Genomic DNA, 13266 nt, shown 5'->3' on the forward strand with positions numbered 1-13266 from the left:
CGCGCGGCGCATCGCGAGCTTTGCTCGCTCCTACGCTTGTTTCGGGCCAGTTATGCCTGTGCCATTTGTACGCGCCTGCAATCACTTCACACTTTTCTGAACTGATTATTTGCCATCAGGGATTTTTCACCTCGCTGTGCCCCACCAGAATCGCCTGACCACAATCACAATAACCGTGAGGCCACCTCCGTGGACCATAACGCCCAGGTGCGGCAAGCCGCCGCCAACCTCGTTGCCGCGTTCGCCAGCAACGACACTGATCGCTACTTCGCCTGCTTCAGCGAAGACGCCACGTTTCTGTTCCATACCCTCCCCCACCCGCTGCTCAGCCGCCATGCCTATCAGGCGCTGTGGGCCCAGTGGCAGGCTGAAGGTTTTGCCGTCCTCCGTTGTGAGTCGAGCAACACCCAAGTCAGCCTGCAGGGTGAGGTGGCGATCTTCATGCACGATGTTGCCACGCATATACGAATCGCCAACGAGGAGCACGCCCTGAGTGAACGGGAAACCATCGTCTTTCGCCGCCAGGGCGAAGCGTGGCTGGCCTGCCACGAACACCTGTCGGTGATCACGCCCAGCTGATTTTTTCTGCGGCGCTGCCGCACTGCCATCGCACCCACAAAAAGGCCCGCGCACGGCGCCGGCCCACAACAACCGCGCTGGAGCACCACCATGAGCCACACGACCGGTATAGAAACCAACGGTGTCGAACAGATACCCGACGATCAACGCCACGCAACACCGCTGGACCTGTTCCGCCTGATCTTCGGCGGCGCCAATACCTTTGCCACTGCCGTGCTGGGCAGTTTCCCGGTGCTGTTCGGGCTGTCGTTCCAGGCGGGGTTATGGGCGATTTTGCTGGGTGTTGGGGTGGGTGCGCTGATCCTGGCCCCCATGGGCCTGTTTGGTGCGCTGAACGGCACCAACAACGCGGTATCGTCGGGTGCGCACTTTGGCGTGCACGGGCGTATCGTCGGCTCGTTTCTGTCGCTGCTCACCGCAGTCGCGTTCTTTTCGCTGTCGGTGTGGAGTTCGGGCGATGCACTGGTGGGCGGCGCCAAACGCCTGGTGGGCCTGCCCGAGAACGACCTGACCCTGGGCCTGGCCTATGGCCTGTTCGCCGTGCTGGTGCTGGTGGTGTGCATCTTCGGCTTCCGCTTCATGTTGTGGGTGAACAAGGTGGCGGTATGGGCCTCCAGCCTGCTGTTCTTGCTGGGTATCGTCGCCTTCGCCGGGCCGTTCGACGCGGGCTATGCCGGTAGCGTCAACCAGGGCCAGGCAGGCTTCTGGGCGGCGTTCGTCGGGGCGGCGATCCTGGCCATGAGCAACCCGGTGTCGTTCGGGGCGTTTCTGGGAGACTGGTCGCGCTACATTCCCCGCCAAACGCCCAAGGCACGCATCATGCTGGCGGTGATCGCGGCCCAGGCAGCCACATTGATTCCGTTTCTGTTCGGCCTGTGTACCGCCACCCTGGTGGCAACCCAGGCGCCGGACTACATCACCGCCAACAACTACGTGGGCGGCCTGCTGGCGGTGGCGCCGGGCTGGTTCTTCCTGCCGGTGTGCCTGATTGCGGTGATCGGCGGCATGTCCACCGGCACCACGGCCCTGTATGGCACCGGCCTGGACATGTCCAGCGTGTTTCCGCGGCTGCTCAGCCGCGCAGCGGCCACGCTGCTGATCGGCGTACTGGCCATCGGTTTCATCTTCGTCGGCCGTTTCACCTTCAACCTGGTGCAAAGCGTGTCCACTTTTGCCGTGCTGATCATTACCTGCACCAGCCCTTGGATGGTGATCATGATACTCGGCCTGATCACGCGTCGCGGCTTCTACCACGCAGACGATCTACAGGTATTCACCCGCGGGCAACGCGGCGGCCACTACTGGTTTTTGCATGGCTGGAACTGGCGCGGCATGGGTGCCTGGCTGCCCAGTGCTGCCGTTGGCCTGTGCTTTGTGAACCTGCCTGGGCAGTTCGTCGGGCCGCTGGGTGAACTGGCCGGTGGCATCGACCTGAGCTTGCCGGTAACGCTGGGGCTGGCAGCCGTGTTGTACCTGCTGCTGCTCAACCTGTTCCCTGAACCTGCGGGCGTATACGGCCCCAATGGTCCGCGCTGGGTGCGTTGCAAAACCGCCCCGCCTACCCCTGTAACCCACGCCAAAATGGCCTGACTGGATACCGAACATGACCGCTTCCAACTACATCGCCGGCCAGTGGGTCGCAGGCCAGGGCAGTGAATGCCTGCACGTCTATGAGCCGGCCTTGGGCCAACCGTTCGAAGAACTGACGGCCGCCAGCGTGGCACAGGTGGACGCGGCCGTTGCCGCCGCCCGCCGCGCCCTGCCCGCCTGGAAATGCACCGACGCAAATGCCCGCGCGGCCTACCTGCGCGGCTTTGCCCGCGAACTCGGTACCCGCCGGGAAGCGCTGATCGGTCTGCAGATGCGCAACAACGGCAAGCCGCGGCACGAGGCAGAAATCGACCTGGATGATGCCATCGCTACCTTCGAGTACTACGCCGAACTGGCGCAGCAGTTGCCAGCGCGGCAACAGGATGTGCCGCTGGCAGCTGCCGGCTTCACGTCACGCACGCGCCTGGAGCCGGTTGGTGTAGTTGGCTTGATCGTACCGTGGAACTTCCCGTTGGTCACCAGCGCATGGAAGCTCGCACCGGCCCTGGCAGCAGGCTGCACCGTGGTGCTCAAACCCTCGGAAGTGACACCCTTGGTGGAACAGGCCTATGGCCATATCGCCGAGGCCCTGGGCCTGCCAGCGGGCGTACTGAACATCGTCAACGGCAAGGCGGAAACCGGTGCAGCGCTCAGCAGCCATGCTGGCCTGGATAAAGTCTCGTTCACCGGCAGCAACGGCGTGGGCAGCCAGGTGATGCGCAGTGCAGCAGCGCAGTGCCGGCCTGTGACCCTGGAGCTGGGCGGCAAGTCGGCCATCGTGGTGTTCGACGATTGCGACCCGGACCAGGCGGTGGCGTGGATCATCGCCGGCATCACCTGGAACGCCGGGCAGATGTGTTCAGCCACATCACGTTTGCTGGTGCAGGAAGGCATTGCCGATACGCTGCTGCCCCGCCTGCAGAAGGCGCTGCAAGCGCTGCGCGTCGGCAACCCGCTAGGCGAGGACGTGGACATGGGCCCGCTGACCAGCCAGGCGCAATGGTTGAAGGTAGCGGGCTACTTTGCCACCGCCCGGGAAGAAGGGCTGACCTGCCTTGCCGGCGGCGAGGTGCTGGGCCGTGAGGGCTGGTTCGTCAGCCCGACGCTGTACACCGATGTGCCGGTGGAAAGCCGCCTGTGGACCGAGGAGATTTTCGGCCCGGTGCTGTGCGCCCGCCGCTTCGTCAGCGAGGCCCAGGCCATCGAAGAAGCCAACGACAGCCGTTTCGGCCTGGTGGGTACGGTGTGCTCGGCGGACCTGGCGCGGGCCGAACGTGTGGCCGATGCCCTGGAGGTTGGCCACGTGTGGATCAACTCGGTACAGGCGGTGTTCGTCGAAACGTCCTGGGGCGGCACCAAGGCCAGCGGCATCGGCCGCGAGCTCGGGCCGTGGGGGCTGGCGGGGTACCAGTCGGTCAAGCACGTGACGCGTTGCCTGGGCTGATGGCTGGCTGCACTTGGGGCCGAGCGACGCAGGCGCGGCGTTCAGCCCCAAGGTGAACCATCAGGCCGGCTCGTCCGCCTGCCGCCCAGCCTCCTGCAGCAACACCATGCTTTGCGGTGACGACAGCGCGATACCTTCATCGCGCAACCGCCCAAGGATGGTGAACAGCAGGTCACTGCGCGCCCCGGACACCTGCCGCGGGCCCGCCACGTAGCCACTCACCCCGATCACCATGCCGCTGCTGGTCAGGTCCTTGAACGACACCGACGGCGCCGGTGCATCCAGAATGCCTTCGTGCTCCTGGTACGCCGTCAGCAGCAACTCGCGCACGCGGTTGGCATCGGTGTCCAGTGGCAAGGTCAGGGTAATGCCGACAACGCCCAGCGCATTGCCCATGGTGACGTTGCGCACGTTCTGGGAGATGAACTGCGAGTTGGGCACGATCACCGTCGAGCGGTCAGACATCTGGATCTCGGTGGCGCGCACATTGATACGGCGGATGTCGCCCTCGACCCCAGCCAGGCTCACCCAATCCCCCACCTTCACCGGGCGTTCGGTGAGCAGAATCAGGCCGGAGATGAAGTTCTGCACGATCTGTTGCAGGCCGAAACCGATACCCACCGACAACGCACTGACTACCCAGGTCAGGCTGGTGAGGTTGATGTGCAGGGTGGACATCACCAGCATGGCCAGGAACAGGAAGCCCAGGTAACCCACCAGCGTGACCAGCGAGGCCCGCATGCCGGCATCCATGTCGGTTTCCGGCAACAGGCGCTCACTGAGCCAGCGCTTGACCACGCGAATGGCCAGCATGCCGCACACCAGCATGGCCAGCGCCAGCAGGATGTCCTGGGGCACGATGTTCAGGTTGCCCAGCAGCTTGCCACCGGTGCCGTCCCAGTCACCCAGGCTAAGCAGCAGCTCACTGGGGCTGGTGCCCGACGGCATCAGTGCCAGCAGCAAGGCCAGGAACAGCACCACGGTGCGCCCGATACCCGCCAGCACGGTACTGGCCTGGGCCTGGTGGCGCGGCGCCAGGCCCAGGCTGGCAGCAAGCGCCAGGCCACCCGGCTGACGGGGGGACAGCAGGGTTTCACACAGGTCGCCCAGGAAGGTGGTCAGCAGGTAGGCGCAGGTGACCACCATGCTCACCCATAGCAACTTGGCGGTGAGGAAGTAGGCCAGGGTCAGGTAACCGGCCACCAACGCCAGCAGGATCGACGCCAGCCACACCACCATCACGAACGGGATCAACCCGGCCAGGCCGGTCGGGCGCTCCAGGCCGTGCTCGCGCAAGGTGCGGCGGTATGAAAGCAACGCGCCGCCGAAGATCATGGCCACCACCAGCGCGGTGAGGCCGTTGACCGCCACGGTCAGCGCCAGGCTCACACCAATCACGCTGTTGATACGCTCCATGGTCATCATGACCATCAGCGACAATGCCAGCACTTTCGGGAACCAGCCCAGGGCACTGGCGACTTCGTCATGAATGGCCGGCAGCCGCCACGACGGGCGCTGCAGCATCAGCATGGCGCGGCCCAGGCCGGTGATGAAGGCGCTGAACACCACCAGGGCCAGCACGTGGTTGGTCAGGCTGGCCAGGTCGGTACCCAGCTCAGCGCTGCTCTCCAGCCCCCAGCGCAACAGCGACACGGAACCGGCAATGGTGCCCAGCGTGGCCAGGCTCACACCCAGCGCCAGGGCACTGCGACGTAGCCGGCCTTCAGGCAACCCACTGACCATGGCCCTGGCCAGCAGGCGCTCCAGCAGCCCGCGTACCAAGGTCCACACCAGGATCGCCGCCACCAGGCTGGTGATGAACAGCCAGCGGTGCTCGGCACTGAATGCGCTGCCCAGGGCATCAGCAGCCTCCCCGCGCAGGTCGCGCAGGCGGGCCACGTCGTCCTGGGTAGGGCGGATGATGCTTTGCCAGAACGCCGGGCTGAGTGGTGAGGCGGCCCGGCTGGTGATCTGCGAGTTGAACAGGCTGCGCCGCAGGTTGACGATCTGGGTAGACAGGTCGCGGGCCGACTGGGTTAGCTTGGTCGCCTGGTCTCTCTCGGCAACCAGCGCTTTTTTCTCAGCCTCCAGGGCCTTGCGCTGCTGGGTCAGGGTGGCGGCTTCGTCCGGTTGCGCCGGGCCGATCACCTTGAGCTTGTCGTCGACCTTCTCGGCATCCGTGGTGCGCTGGGTGCTCAATGCATCGGCCTGGCGCTGAACCTGCACGGCGGCCATGCGCAACTGGGCCAGCAGGTCGTCGTTGGCGTCGCTGGTGACACCCTGGCGGATCTGGTCCAGGCGGTCGCTCAGTTGATCGACGCTGGCATTTTCATCCAGGGCCGGGGCGTCCGTGGCGGACAGGCTGGCGGCAGGCGCAGGCGCGGCAGGGGCCGACCAGGCCGGGCCGGCAAGGGCCAGCATCAACGCCAGCATGGCCATCAGGCCAGGGCAAAAACGGGCAAGGCTGACACGCCTCATCGAATATTCCTCTTTCAATTCGATCTGGCGGGGCATTCTACGCCGCTTGCAGCCTTCAGGAGAGTGCCGTTTCTCGTGCCAGCAACTGGCGCTTGCGCTCCACCCCCCAGCGGTAGCCGCTGATATCGCCATCCCGGCGTACCACCCGGTGGCAGGGGATGGCCACCGCAATGCGGTTGGCCGCGCAGGCCATGGCTACGGCGCGCACCGCCTTGGGTGCGCCAATACGCTCGGCGATATCGCTGTAGCTGACCTGCGCGCCTGCCGGCACCTCGCGCAGGGCCTGCCACACCCGTTCCTGGAACGCCGTGCCCTGCACGTCCAGCGGCAGGCCCAGGCCCAGTGCCGGTGCTTCGACAAAGCCGACCACCTCGGCGACCACCCGTTCGTAGGCGTGGTCGCCACCGATCAGCTCAGCCTTGGGAAACTGGTCTTCGAGGGCGTGCAACAAGGCCTGCGGGTCGTCACCCAGCAGAATCGCGCAGATACCCTTGGCGCTCTGGGCCACCAGGATCGCCCCCAGCGAACACTGGCCGATGGCGAAGCGAATGCTGGCGCCTGCGCCCCCGGCGCGAAACTGCCCCGGGCGCATGCCCAGGCGCAGATCGGCACTTTGATAGAAGCGGCTGTTGGAGTTGTAGCCGGCCTGGTAGATGGCATCGGTAACCGTGCACTGCCCCTGCCCCAGGCCAGTGCGCAGGCGCTGTGCGCGAAAGGCGCTGGCGTAGGCCTTGGGGGTCAGCCCGGTTTCGGCCTTGAACAGGCGGTGCAGGTGATAGGGGCTCACTGCCAGCGCCTGGCCCAGTTGCTCCAGGCCAGGGGGCGGGTCACCCGCTTCGATCAGGCGGCAGGCGCGGGTAATCAGCTGGCGGGTGCGCCCGGCACTGGCTGATGCCGCCAGGCAGCGTTTGCAGGGGCGATAGCCGGCAGTTTCAGCAGCGAGCGGGGTGTCGAAGAACTCAACGTTGCCGCGCTTGGCCAGCCGAGAACGGCAGCCGGGGCGGCAATAGATGCCCGTGGTACGCACGGCGTAGACAAACTGACCGTCAGCCTCGCTATCGCGGATTTCCACGGCCTGCCAACGCTGTTCGAGGGTGTCGTAGGGTTTCATGATGTGTTCCCAGGTTACGCTTCAGGCCCGCCACAGGTACCAGGCGGCTACCGTTCGGTAGGGGTGCCATGCCTGGCCCAGCACGCGCATCTGCCCAGGCGTCGGCGCCTTGGCCAGCCCTTTGAGGCGCCGATACCCCTCCCTGATGCCAAAGTCGTCGACCGGCAGGATGTCGGACCGTGCCAGGCTGTAGATCAGCAACATCTCCACCGTCCACCGCCCTACCCCACGCAATGTGATCAACCGTTCGATCAATGCTTCATCGGCCACACCCAAGGCTTCTGCCTGGGTGGGGACTACACCGTCCAGCCGGCCTTGCGCGATGCCCTGGACAGTCGCCAGCTTGCTGGCCGAAAAGCCGCATTCACGCAGGGCAACCGGGCTCAGCGCCAACAACTGGCGCGGCTGCGGAAATGCTTGATGCGGGAACAGTGCCAGCAGGCGCCCCAGAATCGCTTCGGCGGCGCGGGCGTGCAGTTGCTGGTAGGCAATGGCGCGCACCAGTGCCTCATAGGGCTCGCGCCCCGGCGTGGCGTGGTGCAGGCACGGGCCCACCGCGGCAATGTGCGCGGCCCAGTCAGCGTCCAGCGCCCGAAGGTGCTCGGCGGCTTCCCGGTAGGCCTGAGGGGAAAGATCGGCCAGGATCATGGCGCCTCCTAGGGGTTAGTGAAAGCCAGCTTAGCGCAGCCGTTCATCGGGCGAACGCCGGTTCTTGCGCAGGTAATTCCTGGTATGCCATTGCCGGCCATAGGCACGCGCGAATAGAATTGAGAAATATTCACAATCACATCCATCATGGAACCGGGCCTTGGCGACGATGCAGTTCAACGACACGCTGAAACCGACCGAGGTCGCCCTGCTGTATCAATCTCACCACGCCTGGTTACGTGCCTGGCTAAGCAGCCGGGTGGGTTGCAGCGAGCACGCTGCCGACCTGGCCCAGGACACGTTCGTGCGCCTGCTGCGGGCCCGCCAGGTATCACCGCTGCGCGAGCCCCGCGCCTACCTGAGCAGCATTGCCCGTGGCCTGATGATCGACCAGTTCCGCCGCCGGGCGCTGGAGCGTGCCTACCAGGAGAGCCTGGCGCACCTGCCCGAGGCCGAAATACCCAGTGAGGAACACCGCCTGGTGATTCTCGACAGCCTTGAACGGCTCGACCGCGCCCTGTATCAGCTCAAGCCACGCGCACGGCAGGCCTTTCTGCTCGCCCAGCTCGACGGTTTGAGCCTGGTGCAGATCAGCCAGTGCCTGCACGTGTCCCGGGCCACCGTCGAGCGTGACCTGGCCAAGGCGTTTCAGGTTTGCTACCGGTTGCGCTATGCCGATGCATGAGCACAAGCCTGCGCAGGCGCAGGTCGACCAGGCCATCGACTGGCTGGTGAAGCTGCGGTTCGGCAGCCCCAGCCCGCATGCGCAGGAACAGTTCCGGCAGTGGCTGGCCAGCCACCCGCACAACCCGCTGGCCTGGCAGCGGGTGAGCCACCTGGATGAAGAATGGGCGCAATTGCCCAAAGACCTCAGCCGACGCACCTTGCAGGGCAGCCAACGCCAGCGCATCAGCCGCCGCGACCAACTGAAGTTGCTGGCGCTACTGGCAGTGGGCGGCAGCCTGGGCTGGGCGGCACGAGAGCCACTGGGGTTGCCGCAACTGCTGGCCGACAGCAGCACCGCCACCGGCGAGCGCCGCCAGTTGCAGAGCAGCGACGGCAGCCACATCCAGTTGAACACCGCTAGCGCCATCGACCTGCGATTCAGTGCCGGGCTGCGACAATTGGCGCTGATCCGCGGTGAGGTGAGCCTGGCCAGCAACCCGGACGACACCCGCCCCTTTCGCATCGATACCCGCATCGGCCCGCTGCTTACCCTCGATGGCCAGTTGGTGCTCCGGGAAAACGACCAGGGCCTGCTGGTGGCGGTACGCCGCGGCGAGGTGACGCTGTTCCCCGGATCGCCCGCGCAACTGCAGGTGCCCCCAGGGGAAACCTGGCAAGTCTGGGCCAACGGTCGCCATCAGGCCGTGCAGCCGCATAACGACCCTTGGGGCTGGACCGACGGGGTACTCAGCGTGCAGCAGATGGCGCTGGGCGAATTCGTGTCCGAGCTCGCCCGCTACCGCCCCGGCCTGCTGCGCTGCGCACCGCAGGTGGCGCAACTGAGGGTGTCCGGGACCTATCAACTGGCCGACACCGAGCAGATCCTGCGGCTGCTGGCCAGCAGCCTGCCTATTCGCGTGCACCACCGCACCCGTTACTGGGTGAATATCGACGCAGCCTGACTGCACGGGCAAAAAAATAAATGAGGTGTAATCTCATTCTCGTTCGGCCTGAAGAAACACAGCCTTAAAAGTGGCCTTCGCAACCTTCAGGAGCGCTCATGATTGCCCCGTGTTTTTCCAGCCCCCACACGCTGCGCCGTGCAGTCGGCACCGCCGTATTGGGCCTTGGCCTGGCCGCCAGCAGCCTGTGCCCGGCCCTCGCCCTGGCAGCGGTGGCCAGCCAGAGCCCGCAAACCGAGTGGGCGATCCCAGCCGGCCCCCTGGCCCCGGCGCTGGACCAGTTGGCCCGCCAGGGCGGCCTGAACCTTGCCTTCGACGCCAACGCCTTGCAAGGCAAGACCACCCACGGCGTTCACGGCCGGCATGACAGCGCCAGCGCGCTGGCGATCATGTTGCAAGGCAGCGACGTGCAGGCTCAGCAACAGGGCGACAACAGCTTCTTGCTGATGCCGGTGATGGATGCCGGCAATGCCCTGGAGCTGGGCGCCACCAGTATTTCCAGCGACCGGCTGGGCGAAACCACCGAACACAGCGGTTCCTACACCACTGGCGCCGTGACCATCGGCAAGATGCCCCAGACCCTGCGCGGCACGCCGCAGTCGGTGAGCGTGGTGACGCGCCAGCGCATCGAGGACCAGAACATCACCAACCTCACCAGCCTGCTGGAGCAGACGCCCGGTGTGGTAGTGAACTACACCGACAGCGAGCGGGTGCAGTACTACTCGCGTGGCTTCCAGATAGACGCCATCCAGTATGACGGCGCCACCGTGGTGCAAAGCAGCGGCGGCGGCGCGTTCATCCAGTCCGATGCGGCCTTCATCGACCGTGCTGAAGTGCTGCGCGGGGCCACCGGCATGCTGCGCGGGGCGGGTAACCCTTCCGGCACGGTGAACCTGGTGCGCAAACGCCCCACCCACAGCTTCCAGGCTTCAGGCACCGCCACCCTGGGGTCCTGGAACGCCCAGCGTTACGTGGCGGATATCTCGGGCCCGCTGACCGACACCGGCAATGTACGTGGGCGGGTGATCGCCGTGCACGACGACCGCGACCTGTTCCAGCATTCGCGCAGCGAGCGCAAGGAGGCGTTCGGGGGGTCGCTGGCCTTCGACCTGGACGAGCGCACCACCCTGACCACCGGGCTGGAATGGACCAAGCTGGATGCCACCGGTGCCTGGGGCAACTTGCCCGCCGATGCCACGGGCGCGCCGTTGCCGTTTGGCCGCAGCACCTACCTGGGCGCCGACTGGAACCGCTGGAACCGCAGCAACCTGAATACCTTCGCCGAGCTGGAACACCGCTTCGACAATGACTGGACGCTGAAGCTGATGGCCCTGCGCTCACATTTCGAACTGGACGACCATGGCTTCAAGCAGACTTTCATGGAACGTGCCCCAGCCAGGCTCAACCCAACCGGTAACCCCTACCTGATGCAATACCAGGTTACCGAAGGTGATGGCGGTGAGAGCCTGCAAAACAACCTCAGCGCCACCTTGAACGGCCCCTTCAGCCTGCTGGGCCGTAGCCACGAACTGATGCTGGGCGTGGAGCGCATCCGCAACGACTCGTATGCCTCGGCCACCAACCGGGTGATCTCCGGGCTGTACGACATCCGCTACTGGGACCCGAAAACCAGCCTGGCCGAGCCGGACATTGCCATCACCGCCCACCCCGTGCGCACCCGCACCACGCAGGAGGCAGCGCATGCCACCTGGCGCATTTCGCTGGCCGACCCGCTGACCGCGATCATTGGCGCGCGGGCCAACTGGTACGACTACGAGCAGGAAAACAACACAGGGGCCAGCGGCCGTTTCAGCGTCGATCAGAAGATCGTGCCCTATGCAGCGCTGATCTACGACCTGAACGACAATTTCAGCATCTACGCCAGCTACACCGAAATCTTCAACCCGCAAACCGTGGTGGACAAAACCAACTCGGTGCTCGACCCGGTGGTCGGCGAAGCCTACGAAACCGGCATCAAAGGTGAATTCTACGAAGGCCGCTTGAATACATCCCTGGCGTTCTTCCGCATCAACCAGGTGGGCACCCCGGTGGACGACCTCACGTCGGTCCCAGGCCAGTGCAGCACCACGGCCCTGTGCAAGATCGCCTCGGGCAAGAGCCGCAGCGAAGGCATCGACCTGGAGGTTTCGGGCGAGATCCTGCCGGGCTGGCAGTTGACCGGCGGCTACACCTACAACACCACCGAGTACGTGAAGAACACCGCTGCCACCAATGGCAATGCGATCCGCACCACCGACCCGCAGCACATGCTGCGCCTGTTCACCCACTACCGCCTGCCCGGCGCACTGGATGCCTGGACCATCGGCGGTGGGGTACAGGCGCAGAGCGATATCTACGCGCGCAGCGGCCAGGCCAAAGCCACCCAGGCGGGCTATGCGGTGTACAACGCCATGCTCAAATACGATATCGACCGTAACTATTCGGTGCAGCTCAACGCCAACAACCTGTTCGACAAGGCGTACTACCGGCAGATCAACACCACCGCAACCGGCTACTACTGGGGTGAGCCGCGCAACGTCGCGGTGACCCTGCGCGCAAGCTTCTGACCGCAGCGGCCGTGCGGCTAGGACAGGTCAGTCGGCAACCGCCGACACCTGCCCTGCCCGCCGGTATGCCTGCCTGGCAAAGCACACGAACAACCCGGCCATCAACGCCAGCGCCATGGGCAGGCCATGGGGCGCCACATCCATGGCCGCACCACTGACCAACGGCCCCACCAGGCTGCCTACCCCCCACAGCAGCCCGACGCTGGCATTGGCGGTGACCAGGTCCTGCCCCTTGAACCGTTGCCCGATCAGCACCAGCGCCAGGGTGTAGATCCCCCCCGCAACCGCCCCCAGCAGCGCCAACAACGGCCACAGCAGCCAGGCCATGTTGAGCAACCAGGGCAGGCCAATGCCGATGGCCATCGCCACCAGCCCGCACAACAGATGCAGGCCGGTACGTTCCACGCGATCGGCCAGCCAGCCCAGTGGCAGCTGGAACAGCATGTCGCCGGCAAACACGACCGTCACCATCAGCGCCGCCACGCCCACGGCAAAGCCGTGGCTGGTGGCATACACCGGCAGCAGCGACAACACCACCGCATCGAAGAACGAGAAGAACAGCACGGCCACGCACAAGGCCGGCGCCACCCGGAAGAACCCGGCCAGGCCAAAACTCTTGTCGCCCTCTTCATGGGCCACGTAATCATTGGGCACAGTGAACAGGATGCACAGCAGTGCCAAGCCATAGCAGGCGGTGACCACACCGGTTATCCACGGGCTGCCAGCGCCCAGCACTGCGAGCATGGCCGGGCCCAATACCTGGAAGCCGGTGAAACTGGTGGCGTAAAGGGCCATGATCTTGCCGCGGTTGTGGTCGGGGCACAGCTCGTTGACCCAGGACTCGCCCAGAATGATGGCGATCCCCATGCCAAGCCCGAGCCCCAGGCGCAGAAGCGCCAGCATCCACAGCGAGCCGAACGCAGGCTCGAGCAGGGCGATGCTGGCCGTGCACAGGCTGAAGCACAGCAGGTAAAGGTTGCGCCGGCTGAGGTGCCGGCAACAGGCATCGACCAGAAACGCCGAGAGCATCATCCCCGCCGCCGGAATGGCCGAAATGACGCCGATTTCCAGGGTGCCGGCCCCGGCCTCATGCAGGCGCAACGACACCAGCGGCAGTGTGGCCCCCAGGCTGAAACCCACCACCGAAACGGCGAACAGCAGGCCCGCCAGCAAACGCATGTTCATGTACCACTCCTTGCAAACCGATAAGACGTGCACACA

At 65.4% G+C, this 13266-nt stretch carries 10 protein-coding genes; 6 read left to right on the forward strand and 4 right to left on the reverse strand.

Annotation, left to right across the window (positions count from 1 at the left end; genetic code table 11):
- The first annotated feature begins 189 nt into the window (after positions 1–189).
- From IAE38_RS10520 to IAE38_RS10530, 3 genes are all read left to right on the forward strand, one after another.
- A complete protein-coding gene (locus IAE38_RS10520) occupies positions 190–579 on the forward strand; it encodes a YybH family protein (RefSeq protein ID WP_201217506.1) in 390 nt (129 codons plus the stop codon).
- A gap of 90 nt (positions 580–669) precedes the next feature.
- The gene (locus IAE38_RS10525; RefSeq protein ID WP_201212175.1) at positions 670–2169 is read left to right on the forward strand and encodes a purine-cytosine permease family protein; all 1500 of its coding nucleotides are present in this window, start codon (positions 670–672) and stop codon (positions 2167–2169) included.
- A 13-nt stretch (positions 2170–2182) separates the two neighbouring features.
- Positions 2183–3613, forward strand: coding sequence for an aldehyde dehydrogenase family protein (locus IAE38_RS10530; RefSeq protein ID WP_201217508.1), 1431 nt, complete (start codon positions 2183–2185; stop codon positions 3611–3613).
- 60 nt (positions 3614–3673) lie between these two features.
- Here IAE38_RS10530 and IAE38_RS10535 read toward each other — a convergent pair whose 3' ends face one another.
- The 3 genes from IAE38_RS10535 to IAE38_RS10545 are packed head-to-tail and all read right to left on the reverse strand — an operon-like array spanning position 3674 to position 7850.
- Positions 3674–6091 (reverse strand): DUF3772 domain-containing protein, encoded by a 2418-nt coding sequence (locus IAE38_RS10535; protein WP_201217509.1) that lies wholly within the window; start codon positions 6089–6091, stop codon positions 3674–3676.
- A 55-nt stretch (positions 6092–6146) separates the two neighbouring features.
- Positions 6147–7202: a bifunctional DNA-binding transcriptional regulator/O6-methylguanine-DNA methyltransferase Ada gene (ada, locus tag IAE38_RS10540; protein ID WP_201217511.1), complete on the reverse strand. Its 1056-nt coding sequence runs from the start codon at positions 7200–7202 to the stop codon at positions 6147–6149.
- Between the two features lie 21 nt (positions 7203–7223).
- Positions 7224–7850, reverse strand: a complete 627-nt coding sequence (locus IAE38_RS10545) for a DNA-3-methyladenine glycosylase family protein (protein ID WP_201217513.1) — start codon at positions 7848–7850, stop codon at positions 7224–7226.
- A gap of 169 nt (positions 7851–8019) precedes the next feature.
- On the opposite strand from IAE38_RS10545, the gene IAE38_RS10550 reads away from it, so the two are divergent.
- The 3 genes from IAE38_RS10550 to IAE38_RS10560 all read left to right on the forward strand — a co-directional run bounded on the left by IAE38_RS10550 (position 8020) and on the right by IAE38_RS10560 (position 12045).
- Positions 8020–8535, forward strand: a complete 516-nt coding sequence (locus IAE38_RS10550; RefSeq protein ID WP_201217581.1) for a sigma-70 family RNA polymerase sigma factor — start codon at positions 8020–8022, stop codon at positions 8533–8535.
- Positions 8522–9478, forward strand: coding sequence for a FecR domain-containing protein (locus IAE38_RS10555; RefSeq protein ID WP_201163589.1), 957 nt, complete (start codon positions 8522–8524; stop codon positions 9476–9478). The genes IAE38_RS10550 and IAE38_RS10555 overlap by 14 nt, the downstream gene beginning before the upstream one ends.
- 98 nt (positions 9479–9576) lie before the next feature.
- The gene (locus IAE38_RS10560) at positions 9577–12045 is read left to right on the forward strand and encodes a TonB-dependent siderophore receptor (RefSeq protein ID WP_201217514.1); all 2469 of its coding nucleotides are present in this window, start codon (positions 9577–9579) and stop codon (positions 12043–12045) included.
- Between the two features lie 27 nt (positions 12046–12072).
- Here IAE38_RS10560 and IAE38_RS10565 read toward each other — a convergent pair whose 3' ends face one another.
- Positions 12073–13230 carry an MFS transporter gene (locus IAE38_RS10565; RefSeq protein WP_201163587.1) on the reverse strand — a complete coding sequence of 386 codons (1158 nt, stop codon included), beginning with the start codon at positions 13228–13230 and terminating at the stop codon, positions 12073–12075.
- Positions 13231–13266: the final 36 nt, after the last annotated feature.

This window comes from Pseudomonas sp. S32 (genome assembly GCF_016648095.1).
GTDB classification, from domain to species: domain Bacteria; phylum Pseudomonadota; class Gammaproteobacteria; order Pseudomonadales; family Pseudomonadaceae; genus Aquipseudomonas; species Aquipseudomonas parafulva.